Origin of the sequence: Sphingomonas sanguinis (genome assembly GCF_019297835.1) — a bacterium.
GTDB lineage: Bacteria > Pseudomonadota > Alphaproteobacteria > Sphingomonadales > Sphingomonadaceae > Sphingomonas > Sphingomonas sanguinis_D.
On sequence record NZ_CP079203.1, the window covers coordinates 162,121 to 180,177 of the forward strand.

The following is an 18,057-nucleotide window of genomic DNA, read 5'->3' on the forward strand; positions in this document are numbered from 1 at the left end:
CATCGCGTGGATCGGTGGAATCTCAATAGGGCGTGGCGCTGAGCCGTCAGACGTTGTTGAGTGGGTTGCCTTTCTGGTCTCGAATCATGCCGCCGCCATTCGATGGTACCAAGTTCGCCATCGACAGCGGTACAGCTCAAATAGTCTGAAAATGCGCGGTGCCGCGTCTGCGTTTTCAGTATGCCCGCGCCATCTGACCCGTTGGGATTACGCCATGATGCTGAACCTTAAGTATCGCTTTGACGCTCCGGAATAATTCTCATATTTTGAATAATCATTCCATAATGCGGAGGTGTGGCGATGATAGGTTGGAGCCGCAGGGCATTCCTGATGTCGAGTTCGGCCGCTTTAGTCATGCCTGTGCGGAACGCGGCCGCAGCACCACTCGCGAAGGCGGTGCGCGAAACGACAGGACTGATCGGGAGCGCGACCTGGCTCGACAGCGCACCGCCGGAGCATCATGAAGGTGTAACCTGGGGGCAGCCCTGGCCGCGCGGTACGCATATGGCGCGTGACTATCGGCTGGCAGCGGGGGAGGCGCTCCAGAGTTGGCCCCTAGCATGGTGGCCGGACGGGTCGATCAAATGGACCGGCCACGCGGTGCCAGCCGATGCGGCGCGGGCTGAAGGACTGCGTGTCGAAGCCGGGCGGGGGCGCGGATCGGCGAGCATGGTGCAGGTCAGCGAAACGCCCGATGCGCTGACCGTCATCGTCGGCGACACCATTTGGACGGTCGGGCGGCAGGGCTCGGCGATCATTCGTCAGGCGACGACGGGCGGGACCGTCGTGATGCGCAACGTCGCGTTGACCGCTACGGCGCTCGACCGGTCGGAGGATGACGGCGAGGACCCGGCGCGGTTGCTCCGCTATGCAGGGCAGATCGAGCGCGCGGTGGCCGAACAGAGCGGGCCGATCCGTGCCGTGATCCGCCTTGAGGGACGGCATCAGGGTGAAGGCGAGCAATGGCTGCCTTTTTCTCTACGCCTTTATTTTCATGCCGGGGCGGCATCGGTGCGGATCGTCCACAGCCTGATCTTCGACGGCGATCCCGCACGCCGGTTCGTCCGGGGGCTGGGCCTGCAAGGCGATGTGCCGATGCGCGATGCATTGGTCGATCGGCATGTCCGCTTCGCCGGACAGGACGGGGGGCTATGGGCGGAGGCGGTCCGGCCGCTGACCGGGCTGCGGCGCGATCCGGGCAAGGCGTTTCGGCAGGCGCAGACCGAGGGGCGGGCCGTTCCGCCCGTCGCGACCATGGCGCCCGCCGTGCGCGACAAGCTTGATTATATTCCAGCCTGGGGCGATTTCCGCCTGCGCCAGCCTAATGCCGACGGCTTTGCGATCATCAAGCGGACCGGATCGGGGCATGGCTGGATCGATGTGGATGGAGGCGCACGGGCGGCTGGCCTCGGCTATATCGGTGGAGCGGGGGGCGGAGTCGCCTTTGCCATGCACGATTTCTGGCAGCGCTGTCCGGTCGGGCTGGACGTGACGGGTGCGACGGGCGACACGGCGCGCTTCTGCCTGTGGTATCATGCGCCCGACGCCCCGGCGATGGACCTGCGCTTCTATCACGACACGATGGGTATGGCCGACTATGCCCATCAGAATCTCGGCCTCGACATCACCTATGAGGATTATGAGCCGGGTTGGGGGGAGGCGACCGGGATCGCCCGGACGACCGAGTTCCGGCTCTGGGCGCTGCCCGCCACGCCGTCGCGCGAACGGCTGGTCCAGATGGCGGCCCAGGTCGCCACACCCCCGCGCATAGTGCCCACCAATGCCGCCATCCATGCCGCCGGAGTCTTCGGCATCTGGGACCGGGCGGGTCCCGTCGGGCCGGATCTGCGTGGTATGGTCGAGGCGCGGGCGGCGCGTGAGCTGGATTTCTACATCGGGCAGGTCGATCAGCGACGCTGGTACGGGTTCTGGAATTACGGCGACGTCATGCACAGCTATGACGACGACCGCCATGTCTGGCGCTACGACATTGGCGGCTTCGCCTGGGACAATAGCGAACTGTCGACCGATCTCTGGCTCTGGTACGCCTATCTGCGCACCGGCCGTGCGGACGTGTTCCGCATGGCGGAGGCGATGACCCGGCATACGAGCGAGGTCGACGTCTATCACCTGGGCCGTTTCAAGGGATTTGGCACGCGCCACGGCGTGCAGCATTGGGGGGACAGCTCGAAACAGCCGCGCATCTCCAATGCCGCGTTCAAGCGCATCTTCTATTACATATCCGCCGACGAGCGTTGCGGCGACCTGATGCACGCATTGGTCGATTGCGACCAGACGCTGCGCCATGTCGAGATCGGTCGCAAGGTCGAGGCGCGCGTGGGCGGTGCCGCGCCGCCCGGCGGAACGGGCGCGGTCGTCGCGGACAAGCCGTTGCCGCCGGGGCAGGTCTTCGTCCAGTTCGGCACGGTTTGGGGGCCGCTGGTCGCCGCATGGATGACCGAGTGGGAGCGCACCCGCGACACACGCTGGCGCGACCGGATCGTGGCGGGGATGCAGTCGCTGGCCGCCTTGCCCAAACAATGGTTCGCGGGCGGGGCGCCCTTCGACCTCGCGTCCGGGCGCTTTATCGGCGGCGGAGACCATGTGAGCATGAGCCATCTGAACGGCGTGTTCGGGGTGTTCGAGACCATGGCTGAGCTACTCGAACTGGTCGATGTGCCCGCCTATCGCGAAGCCTGGCTCGACTATTGCGCCTTCTACAATGCGCCCGAGGCGGCGTTCCGCGCAAAGACGGGCGAGCCGGGCAAGGGGCGGGGGCTGACCCAGGCGCATTCGCGCTACACCGCCTATGCTGCCGTCCAGCGGCACGATCCGGTCCTCGCCCGTCGCGCCTGGGCCGAGTTCACCGGCGTGGGCGACCGAGCTGGACGCGACCAGCGGCGGGGCGTAACGAAAATCCTGCCGCCTGCGGTGTTGAAGCCCGTCGATGAACTGGCCGATGTCTCGACAAACGATGCCGCGCAATGGGGGCTGGCGGCGACCGCCAATCTGGTGCTGCTGGCACCCTTGCTGGAGGGGAGCGTGTGATCCATCCCCTGTTCGCACTGGCCGCGGTGGCGGCACCCGTGGCTTTGCAGGCGGATGGATTCCGGGGCAACGACCTTTCCCGCTGGCGGATCGAGGCGGAGCCGGGGGCACGGATTTCCGCTCGAAACGGCATCCTCGATATCGATGCCGTGGACGGTGTGACCCTATGGTACGCCCGCGCGCTGACCGGACCGGTGGCGATCGACTATGAGGTGATGGCGGTGCAGGCCGGTGGGCCACATGACGCGGTCAGTGACGTCAATGCCTTCTGGATGGCGCGTGACCCGGCGGTATCCGGCGGCTCGGTTCTGGCGCGCCCGCGCGATGGGCGTTTTGCCAGCTATGATGGGCTGGAAACCTATTATGTCGGGATCGGCGGCAACCGAAACACGACCACCCGTATGCGCCGCTATGTCGGACGGGCAGGGGACCGGCCTTTGCTGCCCGAACATGATCTTGGCGACAGGACGGCGATGCTGGTGCCCAATCGCTGGATGCATATCCGGCTGATCGCGAACGGAAACGATATCGCGGTCGAGCGCGATGGGCGGCGGTTGTTCACGATGCAGGACGCTGCACCCTACCGCCAGGGCTGGTTCGGCCTGCGCACGACGCGGAGCCATTTGCGGGTGCGACATATGCGGATCACCCCGCTGCCCCGATAACGAAGGATGGCCGGATCGTCGTTGATCCGGCCATTCCCATCTTAGAATTTCAGGCTGAGCCCAGCAAAGAAACGCTGGCCCGGGTAGAAGACTTCGGACGTTCCGATATTCTTGATATAGGTACGGCCAAATTCCTTGTTGATGTTCTGCATTTCCATGAACAGGCTGTAATGCCATTGCGGGAAGCGGAACGTCACCTTGGCGTCGAGATAGCCTTCGCCCTTGCGATAGATGGGCAAGTTGCCGTTGTTCGCATCGGCCACCGTCTGCAACCAGTCTGATCGGAAGTTATAGGCCAGGCGGGCATTCAACCATCCCTTGTCGTAGAAGATGCTGGCGTTCCACGTCCACTTCGACAAGCCGGGATAATCGCTCAGCGGCTGACCGGTTGCGACATTGGTCAGATTGGTGCGCAGTGCACGGGCATAGGTCATGTTCGCGCTAGCACCCAATCCGTCGAACGGAGCGGGCAGGAAGGTGAAAGCGGTCTGCGCGCTCGCCTCGATCCCGTCGAGCAGTGCGCCAAAACCGTTTACCGGCTGTCGCACGGTATAGGTTACGCCGTCCTGGAACAGGTCGACGCCCGAGCGTACGATGTTTTCGATGACGAAGCTGTTCTCATACTTCTTGTAATAGCCCAGGCTGACCAGCGTGTCCTTGTTGGGATACCAGGCAAGGTTCACCTCCCACTGATCGGCGCGGTAAGGTTGCAGCGCCGGGTTGCCAGCGGAACAGACACTGTCCGCGGCGGCGATGGTCAGATCGTCGAGGCAGTTGATGTTGGGGACGAGATTGGTCGGCTTGGGCCGAGCCATGTTCTTGGCCCAGTTGCCCTGCAGAACGAGGTTGGGCGTGATCGCCAGCTGAAGGTTGAAGGTGGGCAGGATGTCGACATAATTATTGTCGAGCGACAGCTGCTGCGCACCGAGCACCACGGTTTCGGTCCGACCTGCCGCGTTCAGGCGTGTCTGGCGACGGATATTGGTCCCGGTTCCGACATCCTTGGTAAAGATATAGCGGACACCGGCATTGCCGGTCAGGCGCATGCCGAACACTTGCTGTTCGAAATTGCCCTGGACGTAGCCCGCCGCGATCGTCTCATTGATCTTCACCTGCGGGATTTGCGGCAAGCCGTTGGCCTGGCGCACGAGTGACTGGTTGAAGCCCGACAGGTCATAGAATTGCCCAAGGGTCTTCGGATCGAAATTGGCAAAGGCCAGGCGGGTCGGGATGGAGGACGGAATGCCTTGAATGCCCGTGAACATCGGCGCGCCACCGGTCGTCGTACCCAGCGCGCTGATGAGGTTCGCATATTCGTTGCGCGTCAGGAAATAGGTGTTGCCGATCGAGCGCTGCGGCACTGTCGCCGCATCGACGATCTGGGTGTTGTACGACACGTTCGCGCTCGTCTGATAAACGGCGGGCGTCGAACCCGACGCGGGCGTCAGCAAGCGGGAGCCGCCGCCCTGATAGGTGTAATAGTCCGCCCAGCGGAACTGGCCGCCGAAATCGATGCTCCGCAGCGGCCCCAGATCGGTGTCGTAGGTCCCGTCCAGTTTCAGCTGGTTCTCGCTATTGCCCTGATCGCTCGGACGATACTGGACGGTCGGGCCTGCGGGCATGACGTTTCCGGTCCGCGTGTAGTCGGTATAGATGCTCGGATCGGCAGGGTTGACGTTGCTGGGATAGATAAAGACTGGCACGCCTAGGTCGTTGTTGCGATCGACCTGCATGCCGGCGATGCCGGTGCTGAGCGAAATCAGGTTGGTGTTGCCGATCGTGCGCGACTCACTGCGCGAGGCGAGCCCCTTCAAGCGCAGGCGATCGACGATCCATTCGAAACCGGTGATGTAGTAACGCGACTTCTGGTTGTACTGAAAGTCGCGGCGCTGAACTCCCAAAATGTTGGACGAGCCGTTATAATTCGGTACGGCCGCGGTGCCGATGTTCACCGAGTTGAGTGCCGTCGTATAGCTGGTGACGACATGATTGGCATCGACGGTCGATGTGCCGTTCTGAATGACCGCCGTGTTCGGCGCCGCCAATTGGTAACGCTGGATGCGGCCCATATCGAGCGAATAGTTTACATCCTGGAGTCGTTGGTCGCGGTTGTTCCATTGCACTTCGGCATAAGCGCGAAAGTTGTGCGCGAATTCATACTGCGCCGTGATGTCGCCGGACAGGCGCTTGTCGCGACGCACGAGGTTGCGATAGCGCGGTACGGTCGGAGCCCAATCGTAGAACTGGCTTTCGCAGGCGGTACGACGCGTCGCCGCGCTCTGGTTGGCCGTCGCGCCGACGCCAGCGCAGCTGGCAAAGCTGTTGAACGCGGAATAGTTCGGATCGGCGACCGTCTTTTCGTTCGAACGGTCGAAGTCGGCGATGCGGCTCCAGTTCGTGTTGCTGGCATAATCCTGTCGCGTGGTCACGTCGCTGTAGGTGATATTGGCCAGGACGCCGAGACCGTCGATGAGGAAATGGGGCGTACCCACCAGCAGCGTCGCACGGGGGCGCCAATCCTTGGTCGTTTCCAGATGCTGGCCGGACAGATTGACCGTCGCCACCCCCTTTTTCAGCTCCAACGGCTTGCGCGTCTCGATCAGGACGGTGCCGCCCAAGCCGCCTTCGGTCAGCTTGGCCTGATAGCCCTTGTAGACGTCGATCGACTTGACGAGTTCGGAGGCGAATTCGCGGAAGTCGCCCGCGCGGGCTCCCAGCGCCGAGGACTGGCCGACGCCGTTGATTTCGACACGGTTGAGATCGGGCTCGACACCACGGATCGAAATCTGATTGCCTTCGCCGAATTCGCGGCTGAGCTGCACGCCGGTGACGCGGGCCAGGCTGTCGCCGATATTCTTGTCGGGGAAGCTGGCGATATCGTCGGCGACGATCGAGTCGACCACGGTCCCCGCATTGCGCTTGCGTGCGATGGCGGATTGCAGCGAGGCGCGCGTACCGACGACGATGATGTCGCCGGCGCTCGCGCCGCCCAGCGAGTCGGACGACTGGCTGCTCGTTCCGCTATTGTCGCTCTGCCCGTTTGCTTGGGCATTCTGCGCAAAGGCCGGAGTGCCCAGCGCCAGCCCGGCGGCCAGGACGCCCCAGGCCGATGTCCGCAACATGCCGCGCAGGAATGGCCGACCATGGACCTGATGCGATCCGCTGATGGCGACGAAACCGTTCATGGTGTCCTCCCTCTCGCCCCGGTGCCGCCGATGTGTCTCGGCTGACGGTTCTGGGGCCCCCTTACCGTATAAAAGACTTGTATATGACCACAATGTGGAATGCAATCATATAGATTGGAATTTTCTTCGGTGTCGCTATCCTTGAGTCCATGGTCGAAATGGCGTGGCAAGCGACCGGAAAGACAGCGTTTTAGGAGGATGACGGATGAGGAAGAGGATGGGACAGGCGCTGCGCGGCGGTATCGCGTCATGGGTTGCGATCGCTGCTGCGCTTCCCCTGATGGCGATGCCCCCCGATGAGAACCGGCAGGTCGAAAGGCTGGATCGGGGCGTCGTCGCGGTTCCGGCCATGGGTGGCGGCGTCCTGATCAGCTGGCGGTCGCTGGCGGCCGATGTGAAGGGGATAGGCTTTGACGTCTATCGAGATGGTCGAAAGATCACGGCGCATCCCATCATCGATTCGACCAATTTCAGGGACACGGCAGGCACGTCGGCCAGTCGCTATGCGGTGCGCATGATCGCACCTGGTGCTGCTGGCTCACTCACCCCCGACGCGCCGGTCTGGGCGAAGGGCTATCTGACCATCCCGCTCGATCCGCCGCCGGGTGGAGTCACCCCCGATGGCGAAGCCTATAGCTATACCGCCAATGATGTGGGGATGGGCGATCTGGATGGTGACGGGCAGCCGGATCTAGTGCTGAAATGGGACCCCACCAACAGCCATGACAACAGCCAGGCAGGCTATACGGGGCCGGTCTATCTCGACGGCTATACGTTGGCCGGCAAGAGACTGTGGCGGATCAATCTGGGCATCAATATTCGCGCTGGTGCGCATTACACCCAGTTCCTGGTGCAGGATTTCGACGGGGACGGTCGCGCCGAGGTGGCGATGAAGACTGCCGACGGCACGATCGATGGTACGGGGCAGGTGATCGGTGACGCGAAGGCCGACTGGCGCGAACATGGCGGCGAGGTGCCGCAGGGCGACAGGACCGGGGCGCATGTCACCGCCGATGGGCGGATGGTCGCCAAGCTCGCTGGGCGTATCCTGACCGGGCCGGAATATCTGACGGTATTCGACGGGCTGACGGGCCGCGCGCTGGCGACCGCGCCCTATGATCCGCCGCGCGGGCCGCGCCACGATCCCGGCTTTGCGCAGATGGCGAAGCTGTGGGGCGATGCCTATGGCAACCGGGTCGACCGGTTCCTGGCCGGGGTTGCCTATCTCGACGGGCGGCACCCGAGCATGATCTTCGGGCGGGGCTATTATGCCCGCACCGCGATCGCCGCCTGGGACTATCGGAACGGCAAGCTGACCGAGCGCTGGCTGTTCGACACCGACCAGCCGGGCAATCAGGACTATGCCGATCGCGGCAATCACCAGTTGAGCATTGCCGATGTGAACGGCGATGGGCGTGACGAGGTGATCTATGGCTCGATGGCGGTCAGCGCCGATGGCAAGGGGCTATGGACGCAGCCGCTCTATCACGGCGATGCGATGCATGTCGGCGACCTCGACCCGACCCGGCCCGGACTGGAGAAATTCGGCGTGCACGAACAGATCGCGCATAATGGCGGGATCGGCTCGGCGCTGCTCGACGCGCGGACCGGCGAAATTCTGTGGACCAAGGCCGCCAAGACGGACACGGGCCGCGGCCTTAGCGCCGATATCGACCCGCGTCATGTCGGCGAGGAGATGTGGGGCGCGAACCAGCCCGACCTTTACGACGTGCACGGCAAGGCCATCGGGCCGCATCCCAGGCAGACCAATTTCGCTATCTGGTGGGACGGCGATCTGCTTCGCGAGCTGCTCGACGGCACGACCATCTCCAAATGGAACTGGAAGACGGGCAAGGCCGAGCCGCTGCTGGTCGCGGAAGGTGCGGCGTCGAACAACGGCACCAAGGCGACGCCAGCGCTGCAAGCCGACCTGATCGGCGACTGGCGCGAGGAGGTGGTGTGGCGCAGCGCGGACAATCGCGAGTTGCACATCTATACCACGCCGTGGCCGACGACGCATCGGATCACGACGCTGTTGCAGGACCCGGTCTACCGTGCGGGCATCGCGTGGCAGAACACGGCCTATAACCAGCCGCCGCATACGGGTTTCTACCTGGGCATGACCAAGCCGTCCGATCAGGCGGAGTGAGGGCGACGACGTAACCCGGTCAAAGGACCGGGTTACGTCCCCAGAGCTGGTCGTAGCGCCAGCCCGACAGGTCCTCCACCACCTCGCGTGTCTGCGGGCTGGCGGGCTCGCGTTCGCCCGCGCGCAGCCGCTCGATCTCGTCCATCAGCACCGCATGGGACGCGGGATCGAGCCGGAAGCGCAGGGACACCCATAGGCCGAAGGCGAGCAGCGCCAGCGTGCCCCCGACCATGACGATGACGATCGCATGGACGGTCTGCGCCGACTGGCTGGTCGCACCGGTGACGAAGCCCGAGGCTTGCAGGATCTGGCCGACCATGATGAGCGCTGCGGCTTGCGACATCTTGCGCACGAAGGTCATGACCCCGGCAAAGGCCCCCTCGCGGCGGCGGCCGGTGACGATCTCGTCGACATCGGCCATGTAATTATAGGTCGCCCATGGGATGTAGTTGAGCGCCCCGCGGCCCAGTCCGGCGAAGGCCACCGGTAGCGCGAAAATCCAGCCGTTCGCACCATGTCCGCTCCACCAGAGGCCCAGGAACAGCAGCACGCCCAGCGCGAAGCTACCCACCGCAATTCGATAGGCACGGGCGGGGGAAGCACGCAGCGCGAAGTTGATCGCCAGCAACACCGCGACCGTCTGCACCGCATAGGTGAGACCCGCCAGGTTCGACACCGCCAGCGTCGTGCCGCCCAGCGCGAAGACGACGAAATAGGCAAAGGCCGCGTTGAATATGTCCTGGCTGATATAGCCACCCAGATACATGCCCAGATGCAGTCGGAACGCCCGGATGCGCAGGGTCGAGAACAGATTGCGATACAGGTCGCGGATCGCGGCCAGCGGCGTCATCCGCTCGCGGGCCAGTTCCATGGTCTCGGCCGAGCGCGGTCGCTCCCAGCTGAAGAGATAGAGCATCGTCGCGGAGGCCATGAACAGGACGGAGAACAGGATGCCCATATAGAGGTAGGTGTCGGGCGAATCCTTGCCCAGATGCTCGATCAGACGGCCGGGCAAGATGGCCGCAAGGATCGCCGAGATCTGCCCGCACATGATCCGCCAACCGGCGAACTTGGCCTTGGTCCGGTAATCGCTGGCCATCTCGGCGGCCAGCGTCTCGAACGGAATGATCTCGAGCGCGTAGACCAGCTCGAACAGGACATAGGTGACGAGATAATACCAGAAGCTCTGCCCCGCGACCCACATGATCGCAAAGGACGGCAGCAGCGGGATGGCGGCCAGCACGAACGCCCGCCGCCGCCCGAACTTGCGCCCCGCCCAGGTGTTGCCGAACCGGTCGGAAATATAGCCGATGGTCGGGCTGGCTACCGCGTCGAGCACGCGGGCGATGCCGAAGATCAGCGTCGCCTGTGCCGCCGACAGGCCGCAAAAGGTCGTGTAGAAGAACAGCACCCATGTGCTGATGACCGCCATCGACCCAGCGCCGAGGATGTCGTTCGATCCATAGGCCGCGAAATTGTACCAGCGGACCGGACGGGCGGGGGTGATGGCGGCGGTGGACATCAGATATAGGTCCGCAGGAATTCGCCGAGCGCGCAGATGGCGAGGCTCTGTCCATAGGGCATCGAGGTCAGCGCGATGTCCTTGTAGAACTGCATCGTGTCGCCCATCGCGGTGCCGAAGCTGACCTGCTTCAACTCGCCCTTGTCGTCGATATTGGCGAGGACGGCGCGGATCGCCTTGATCCCGACGGCTTCATAGTGGCGCGGCAGATAGCCCTTCCGCACCGCCTTCAGGATGCCATAGGCGAAGCCGGCGGTGGCGGATGCCTCCAGATAGCTGGTCGGATCGACGATCAGCGTGTGCCACAACCCACTCTCGTCCTGATGCTCGGCCAGCGTCTTCACCTGCGCCGCGAGCGTATCGATCAGGAAGGTGCGGAACGCATCGCCTGGCGGCAGATCGAGCATCTCGATGATCTCGGGGATGGCGATCGTGACCCAGCAATTGCCGCGCGCCCATAGCGCACCCGCAAAATTGTGCCGCCCGTCAAAGGTCCAGCCATGGTACCAGAGGCCGGTCCGGCGATCGAACAGATATTTGATGTGGATCAGGAACTGGCGCTTGGCTTCCTCGATATAATGCGGGCGATCCAGGATCTGGCCGATGCGCGCCAGCGGCAGGACGCTCATCATCAGCGTGTCGTCCCACATCTCCTGCGGGTTCTCGTCGTTGAAGACGATGTGCTGGAAGCCGCCTTCCTCGGTCTTGGGCAGGCCGTCATCGGCCATCAGCCATTCGGCCCAGATGTCGAGATAGGGCAGATAGGTCTGGTCGCCGGTATGTTCATAGAGGTTGGCGAGCGTCAGGAAGGGCGACATGGTGTTGATGTTCTTGGTCGGCGTGCCCGCGACGAAGCGGTCCTCGAACCATTTCAGCATCACGTCCCACGCGGCCTCGTCGCCGGTCTGTTCCCAATAGCGGTACAGGCCGAACAGGCCGATGCCGTGGGTCCATTCCCAGTCGTTCCACCCCTTGGTGTCGATGACGCGGCCATCCTCCAGGCGGAGCAGGAACTCGCCGGTCTCGTCCTTGATGTTGACGAGGTTGTCGATCAGCTTGGCGATTTGCGCCGTCACCTCGGCGCGAGGAATGTCGTGATTGAGGGCTGCCACGGGAAACGTCTCCGAAGGATCAAGGGGTGGGATAGAGGTCGCGGTAAGCGGGGGCGGCCACGTCGGTGACCGCGCCGCCGCCGCGCGCGTGATGGAGGGTGACGAGCCGAACCGGCTCGATCACGTTGCCGGCCGCGCCGTCGCTGGTGACGGCAAGGGCGAGCGTGTTGCGGCCGCGATGGTGCAGGATGCCGTTGGGGATCGGGAAGACGCGCTGCGGCCCGACATTGGCGACGAACTGGCCCATGTTCCAGCCGTTGACGAAGATCAGCACGCGGTAGCGGCCCGGCGAGCGCGGTGTCTTGGGATCGCCGATCTGAAGGCCGATCGTGGCGTCCTCGCCCTTGGGGACGGACAGGTCGAAAGCGGTGCGATACCAGCTGGTGCCGGCATAGGGCTTCACCTCTGCCAGCTTCAGCGACGTCCATGCGCTGTCCGGGAAACCGGGCAGCGTCCAGCCCATGCGCTCGCCGTACAGGCCGCCATTGTTGCTGGGGCCGCGCGCGACATCCTTCAGGTCTTCGCCGCCTGCACGCCCCTGAATCTTCCATGCGATCGGCACCGCGAAGCTGTCGCCGCCCGGGCGCGCCAGGGAGACCGAGATCAGCCCGCGCGGCTCCTTGTGCGCGTCGTCGACGTCGAGGTCCCAATTATGCCCGTTGACCCGCACCATCGCGGCGAGGACGTGATCGCCCGATATAGCTTCGGGGGGTAGGGTGAACTCGGCGACGCCGGTGGTGATCGGACGCGGCAGGCCGCCTGCCAGTTCGTGCTGACCGATCAGCTTCCCGTCGAGGAAGAGTTGCAGCATGCCGGCACCGCCCGCGCCGTAATGGACGGTCACGGTCTGCGCATCCGCAGAGCCGGTGAAACGACCGCGATACCAGACGTCGCCGTCGTGGAAGCCGTAGGAATCCGCGCCGAGATTGGGCTGGCCGGTCGGCGGGCGGATGGTCGCGACGTTGCGGGCGCCGCCTACGACGGTCCAGCCGCTGTCGTCGAAGCCTAGCCGGGCTTCGGGTGAGCCCTCGGCATAGCGCCACGTCGCGGCGGTCAGGTCGGGCAAGGTCAGGGCTTGCGGCGCGGGCAGGGCGCGTTTGGCCGTCAGGCTGCCGCTCGCCGAGCGCGCGACTGGGATCGTTTGTCCGTTCCAGTGCACCGAGCGCACCGGCCCCCAGACTTCGAGTGGCGCTACCGTTTCGGTATCGCCGGTGAGGTCGAGTGTCTCGCCGCGTACCGTCGCACGGCGGACGAGTGCAGGGCCGCGTTCCAGTAGGCCGTCCTGCCGGAAGAAGCTCTGTCCTGCTGCCACGTCGCCGATCAGCAGCAGCAGCGGTGCACGTCCGCCGCCCTCGATCCGCACGCGGGCGAGGTCGTTGTGGGTGTAGGTCAGGCGCAGGTCGCCCTTGGCGGCGTCGAACGCGCTCGCGACCTGACCCTCGATCACCGTCACCTTGGGCGCGCTCGCGTAGCGCAGCACCGTCTCGCCGGGCTCGCCTGCGCGGCCGTAGAACAGCGCGACATCCTCCGCGCCGTGGCGGATCGTTGTCTGGAGTTCGGAGGTCGAATAGACCAACCGCTGGCGTTCGAGGTTCGCCCCCGCGACCAGCAGCTTGGCGTCGCGGCCATGAAGTTCGCTGGCGAAGCTGTAGCGGCCATCGGGCAGTTCGGCGGTAATGGTGAAGTGCGCGTCGCCGGTGGCATTGGACGGTTTGGGCGCGACGAACAGCAGGCGGGCGTCAGTATCGGGATTGCGGTCGTGATAGACCTGCACCGCGTCGCTACCGGTGATCGCGATCGGCGGCGCTTTCTCCAGCCGAGCGAGGTCAGGCACGGCGGCGAGGAACTGGCCGATCTGCTTCAGCTCCAGCGCCTTGGGCCGCAAATTGCGCGCCTCGTCGATCGCCGAGCCATAGTCGTAGGAGGTATAGACCACCGGCGCGGGCAGCCAGCCCCAGCTGGTGCCGCCATAGCCCATATAGATGCTCTGGATGGCGATGCCGTTGGCGATGTTGGTGCCGTAGAACACGCGCTGATAGCCGCTGCCGCGCTGGATCGCGTTGCACGGATACATGCCGTTCGACCCCCAATAATCGAACCAGCCGCCGCCGAACTCGGCGATGAAACCGGGGGTTTTGGGCGAGGCGCTGGCGCCGCCTCTCGCGCCGCCTGGGCCGTACAGGCCCCAGTCGGGGGCGGGGGCGCCTTTCGTGGGCTTGTTGTCGACGCCGCACACGCCGCCGGGATAGCCGTCGAACGCATACAGTTCCTGTGGTCCCGGTACGGTGAGCGGCACGTTGGAGCTCTTGGGCACCCAATAGCCATTACGGCCCTGGTCGTTGTGGAACATCGGCACGGTGATGCCGTCCGCACGGGCCTTGTCGTACAGGTGCTGCATGTAGCGCGACTGCGCGGGCGTGGTCAGCGCAAGTTCGTTTTCGATCTGGTGGAGAATGACGCTGCCGCCGCGGCCTAGCTGATGACGCGCGATGATCGGGTTGATCCGGTCGAGCCATTCGTCGACCGCCGCGAGATATTCGGGATCGTCGGTGCGCGCCTTGCTCGGCTGATTGACCAGCCAGCCCGGAAAACCGCCGCGCGACAGCTCGGCATTCACATAGGGCCCGGCACGGGTGATGACGTAGAGCCCTTCTTCCTGCGCCATGGTCAACAGCCGGTCGATGTCGCGGATGCCGCTGAAGTCGTACACGCCCTTCTTCGGGCTGTGGAAGCCCCAGTCGATATAGATGGCGACGGTGTTGAAGCCGCTCGCCTTTATCTTCTGCAGGATGTCGCGCCACAGATCGGGTGAGGGCAGGCGGAAGGGGTGGAATTCGCTCGACCAGATCAGGGTCGGCTTGCCGTCGATCAGGAGCGACCGGCTGTCGAAGGTGACGCGCGAGGACGCCGTTGCAGGAGTGGCCTGCGATGCGGCGGCACCGGCCAGCAGCAGGGCGGCGGCAAGGCTCATGCGAAGTGAAACATCGGCATCAGCGGCGCTTCGACCGGACGATTGCCCGGCTGCACCTCCATCAGGTCGGCCATATAATCCCACCAGCGCTGCATGACCGGCTTGCCGGGCAACGCATCGCGCTTGTCGTCGGGGTGGAGGCGCAGGACGGCGAACAGCGCGTTGGTCTCTTCGTCGAGGAAGATCGAATAATCATAGATGCCCGCCTCGCGCAGCGCGTCGGCGAGGTCGGGCCAGATTTCGTCGTGACGGCGGCGATATTCGTCCGCCATACCGGGCTTCAGCATCATGCGGAATGCGATCGGCTGGCTCATGCGTCATCTCCGGGAATATTGAGGCCGTGGCGGTGGGCGAAGGTCGCGAAGCGGGCGAGCCACGGATGCGGCCTGCCGTCCGGGCCGATCAGGCGCGGGCCGTGGCCGCCGGTCTCGACGATGTGAAGTTCGGCGGGGCGGGGCAGCGCATGGACCGCCTGGAACATCGCGATGCTATTGGCGACCGGCACCACCGGATCGTCGGCGGCATGGCCGAGAAAGGTCGGCGGCATATCGGCGGGCAGGTTCAGCTCGGCGGAATAGCGGGCGGCCATTTCGGCATCGGCATTGCGCCCCAGAAGTTCGCGCTTCGACTGGCTATGGGCAAAGGCTTGGGTCATCGTGATGACCGGGAAGAGCAGGCCGACCGTCTTGAGTGTCGTCGGCTGGCTGTCCGCCATGTCGACCGGATCATAGGTCTTCAGCGCCGACCGGGACGCCAGCCGTGCCGCCAGATGCCCGCCCGCCGAAAAGCCCATTGCCGCCACGTTGGTCGGGTCGATGCTCCATTCCCCGGCCCGTGCCCGGATCACCCGCAGCGCGCGCTGCGCATCCTGCAACGGCGCATCCGGCCCCGCCGCCCACCCGTCATGCGGCAGGCGGTAGAGCAGGTCGAAGGCGGTTACGCCCTGTGCGGCAAACCAGCGTGCGACCGGCGACGGCTCGCGCCCGACCGCGACCCTGGCATAGCCGCCGCCGGGGATCAGCAGCACGGCCGCGCCGGTCGGTTTCGCGGCCGGGCAGACGGTCAGCATCGGCGTCGCGATATGCGGCCAGGCGATGTTATCAGCCGGCCCGTCGGGCGAGCGCAGCACGAAATTGTCCACCACGGGCGGGCTCGGCATCCCCGGTGGCGTGGCGGGCCAGATGGGAAAGCGACTGGCGGCGGGGGCTGCCCTGGCAACGCGCGGCGTCGCGGCGAGCGACAGGCCGGCGGCGATCAGGGTGCGTCGGTCGAGCGTCATGATCAGTTCCCCGCCGGTCGTTCGGTGCTTTGCATCGTGCTTGCCGCCAATCGAAAGCGTTCCGGCGCGGGCGGCTGGCCGGGGTCGAAGCGAGGCAGGTCGCTCCGCACGAAGCGCGCGAGCGACGGCAGCCCCCGCATCCGCTCGGCGATGTCGCGGGCCATCACCCAGGCACCGTAATTGTCGTGATGCGTTGCGTCGCGCCCGCCGTCGTTGAAGGCGAGAGGCGCGCGAGCCTGCCCCAGCGCCTCGTAGAAGCGGATCGAATCCGCGTTCAGGTCGATCACCGGCACATGCTCTTCGGCGCCCACCGCGCGGACGGCGGCGGGATAGTCGCCCAGCGTGGGCCGGATATGCCCGTCCGCCGTCCATTGCCGCCGCTCGGGCGAGGTGACCAGGATCGGCGTCACGCCGCGCCGCCGCAACTCGGCGATGTAGGTGCGCAGGTACGCGCGATAGGTTGTCGCGGCCTCGGCATAGGTTTGCGGCCACTGCGCCTTCTGGTCGTTATGGCCGAACTGGATCATGGCGATATCGCCGGGCTTTGCGCTCGCCAGCACCTTGTCGAGCCGCAGCTCGGTCAGGAAGGATTTCAGCGTCTCGCCGGATTCCGCATGGTTGGCGACCGCGATGGTCGGGGCCTGGAAGACGGGCAGCATCTGGCCCCAGCTGGCCGCCGGTTCGGCGGGCTGATCGGTCACGGTGGAGTCGCCGAGCAGGAACAGCGTCGGCACCTCGACGGGCGCGATCGAGACAGTGCGCAGGCCAGGCGCGGAACCCAGTACTTCCAGCGTCAGGCGGTCGTCCCAGTTGAACGAACCGACCTCGCGCGGCTTCAGCCGTACCGCGCTGCCCCCCGGCGCATTGGCGGGAGGGGCCGCCAGTTGGGGGTCTCGGACATTCACGATGAAGCGGCGCGTCACGATCTCACCCGGGCGCGTGCGGATCGCATCGAGCATCAGGCGGCGGTTCTCCGCCTTGATCGTGGTGTCTGTCGCGCGGGCCGTATCGCCCAGCGTCACCGTCACGGCATAATTGCCCGGCGCCGCCGCGACCGAGAACAGGTGCGGGTCGGCCTCATAGCCGAAATCCTGGTCGAAGCGATGGTCGGCGGCCACGGCGACTGCGCCGGGCTCCTGCACGTTCGCCGCGAGTATGAAGTGACGCGCCGGGGACGGCGACTGGGCCGATGCGATGCTCGCCATGCCCAGCGCCGCCGCCGCGATCAGCCGACGCATGACGGCCCGCCCGCGGGCGTCGTACGGCTGAGCGCTGGCCGGTCCTTGAGGATGTATCTTGCGATCGGCAGATGCGTCTTCGCCAGGCCGCCCGCGATCAGGTCGGCGATCCGGCGCGCGCCGAGTTCGCTGAAATGCGTGTCGTCATCGACCGCCTCGGTATAGCCGGGCAACCCTTCGCCCTTGGCATAATGGAGGTAGTAGATGCGCGAGCCATCCAGGCCAATGCCGTCGATCCAACGCTCCGACAGGGCCGCCAGGTCGATCAGCGGCACATGTTCCTGCTTCGCCACGCGCTTGGCGGCCTCCGAATAGGTCGGGAAGCTCGGCACGACATGTCCGTCTTTGAACGCCCGCCGCGTGACCGGGGTCAGCAGCACCGGCCTGGCCTTGGCGGCACGGGCGACGGCGATGAAGCGCTTGAGATTGGCTTCATAGTCGGGGACGGGTGTGTAGCGTTCGGGCTTGGCCTGGTTCGCGTCGTTATGGCCGAACTGGATCAGCAGCGTGTCGCCCGGCTTCAGGTCGCGGGCGATCGCATCCAGACGTCCCTCCGCCATGAAACTCTTAGTACTGCGCCCGCCGATCGCGCGATTGACGACCGTGACCTCCGGCCCGACGGCGCAGCGGAGCATCGAGCCCCAGCCGGACAGCGGATATTTATCGGGCCGATAATCCTGCGCGGTCGAGTCGCTGGCGATGAAGATGCGGGCGGGGGGCATCGCATGAGGGGGCGCCCCTGCGAGCAGCAGCGGCAGAGCGGCGACCAACAGTCCGACAGCCGCCCGATGACGTTTCGCCATGCACCCGCTCCCTTGTCATGCCTTGCGAACCTGTCTGGTCCGCTTTCCCGAACTATGCGCATCAATCCCACATAGTGCAAGACAA

The 18,057-nt window shown here is 65.2% G+C and carries 11 protein-coding genes; 3 read left to right on the forward strand and 8 right to left on the reverse strand.

Features of this window, described 5'->3' with window-relative positions:
- Positions 1 to 354 precede the first annotated feature (354 nt).
- Complete coding sequence (locus tag KV697_RS00730) at positions 355 to 3,048, forward strand: exo-rhamnogalacturonan lyase family protein (protein ID WP_257575486.1); 2,694 nt, start codon at positions 355 to 357, stop codon at positions 3,046 to 3,048.
- Positions 3,045 to 3,713 (forward strand): DUF6250 domain-containing protein, encoded by a 669-nt coding sequence (locus tag KV697_RS00735; protein ID WP_219019697.1) that lies wholly within the window; start codon positions 3,045 to 3,047, stop codon positions 3,711 to 3,713. The genes KV697_RS00730 and KV697_RS00735 overlap by 4 nt, the downstream gene beginning before the upstream one ends.
- A gap of 41 nt (positions 3,714 to 3,754) precedes the next feature.
- Here the strand turns inward: KV697_RS00735 and KV697_RS00740 are convergent, their stop codons facing one another.
- Complete coding sequence (locus KV697_RS00740; RefSeq protein ID WP_257575489.1) at positions 3,755 to 6,898, reverse strand: TonB-dependent receptor; 3,144 nt, start codon at positions 6,896 to 6,898, stop codon at positions 3,755 to 3,757.
- A gap of 205 nt (positions 6,899 to 7,103) precedes the next feature.
- Here KV697_RS00740 and KV697_RS00745 point away from each other — a divergent pair, with 205 nt between their 5' ends.
- Positions 7,104 to 9,047 carry a rhamnogalacturonan lyase gene (locus tag KV697_RS00745; protein ID WP_374011378.1) on the forward strand — a complete coding sequence of 648 codons (1,944 nt, stop codon included), beginning with the start codon at positions 7,104 to 7,106 and terminating at the stop codon, positions 9,045 to 9,047.
- A gap of 19 nt (positions 9,048 to 9,066) precedes the next feature.
- On the opposite strand, the gene KV697_RS00750 is transcribed toward KV697_RS00745, so the two are convergent.
- The 7 genes from KV697_RS00750 to KV697_RS00780 are packed head-to-tail and all read right to left on the reverse strand — an operon-like array spanning position 9,067 to position 17,972.
- A complete protein-coding gene (locus KV697_RS00750; protein ID WP_219019698.1) occupies positions 9,067 to 10,569 on the reverse strand; it encodes an MFS transporter in 1,503 nt (500 codons plus the stop codon).
- Positions 10,569 to 11,681: a beta-galactosidase BglB gene (bglB, locus tag KV697_RS00755; RefSeq protein ID WP_219019699.1), complete on the reverse strand. Its 1,113-nt coding sequence runs from the start codon at positions 11,679 to 11,681 to the stop codon at positions 10,569 to 10,571. The genes KV697_RS00750 and bglB overlap by 1 nt, the downstream gene beginning before the upstream one ends.
- Before the next feature lie 19 nt (positions 11,682 to 11,700).
- The gene (locus tag KV697_RS00760; RefSeq protein WP_219019700.1) at positions 11,701 to 14,652 is read right to left on the reverse strand and encodes a beta-galactosidase; all 2,952 of its coding nucleotides are present in this window, start codon (positions 14,650 to 14,652) and stop codon (positions 11,701 to 11,703) included.
- Complete coding sequence (gene rhaM, locus KV697_RS00765; protein WP_219019701.1) at positions 14,649 to 14,966, reverse strand: L-rhamnose mutarotase; 318 nt, start codon at positions 14,964 to 14,966, stop codon at positions 14,649 to 14,651. The genes KV697_RS00760 and rhaM overlap by 4 nt, the downstream gene beginning before the upstream one ends.
- Positions 14,963 to 15,931, reverse strand: coding sequence for an alpha/beta hydrolase (locus tag KV697_RS00770; protein ID WP_219019702.1), 969 nt, complete (start codon positions 15,929 to 15,931; stop codon positions 14,963 to 14,965). The genes rhaM and KV697_RS00770 overlap by 4 nt, the downstream gene beginning before the upstream one ends.
- Positions 15,932 to 15,933: 2 nt before the next feature.
- Positions 15,934 to 17,169, reverse strand: a complete 1,236-nt coding sequence (locus KV697_RS00775) for a rhamnogalacturonan acetylesterase (RefSeq protein ID WP_257575491.1) — start codon at positions 17,167 to 17,169, stop codon at positions 15,934 to 15,936.
- Entirely contained in the window at positions 17,157 to 17,972 is an 816-nt protein-coding gene (locus KV697_RS00780) for a rhamnogalacturonan acetylesterase (protein ID WP_257575492.1), read from the reverse strand. The genes KV697_RS00775 and KV697_RS00780 overlap by 13 nt, the downstream gene beginning before the upstream one ends.
- Between the last annotated feature and the right edge of the window lie 85 nt (positions 17,973 to 18,057).

Coding starts and splice junctions, on each gene's coding strand:
- KV697_RS00730 (WP_257575486.1), top strand. CDS start 355: ATGCCTGTGCGGAACGCGGCCGCAGCACCACTCGCGAAGGCGGTGCGC.
- KV697_RS00740 (WP_257575489.1), bottom strand. CDS start 6,898: ATGAACGGTTTCGTCGCCATCAGCGGATCGCATCAGGTCCATGGTCGG.
- KV697_RS00745 (WP_374011378.1), top strand. CDS start 7,104: ATGAGGAAGAGGATGGGACAGGCGCTGCGCGGCGGTATCGCGTCATGG.
- KV697_RS00750 (WP_219019698.1), bottom strand. CDS start 10,569: ATGTCCACCGCCGCCATCACCCCCGCCCGTCCGGTCCGCTGGTACAAT.
- KV697_RS00760 (WP_219019700.1), bottom strand. CDS start 14,652: ATGAGCCTTGCCGCCGCCCTGCTGCTGGCCGGTGCCGCCGCATCGCAG.
- rhaM (WP_219019701.1), bottom strand. CDS start 14,966: ATGAGCCAGCCGATCGCATTCCGCATGATGCTGAAGCCCGGTATGGCG.
- KV697_RS00770 (WP_219019702.1), bottom strand. CDS start 15,931: ATGACGCTCGACCGACGCACCCTGATCGCCGCCGGCCTGTCGCTCGCC.
- KV697_RS00775 (WP_257575491.1), bottom strand. CDS start 17,169: ATGCGTCGGCTGATCGCGGCGGCGGCGCTGGGCATGGCGAGCATCGCA.
- KV697_RS00780 (WP_257575492.1), bottom strand. CDS start 17,972: ATGGCGAAACGTCATCGGGCGGCTGTCGGACTGTTGGTCGCCGCTCTG.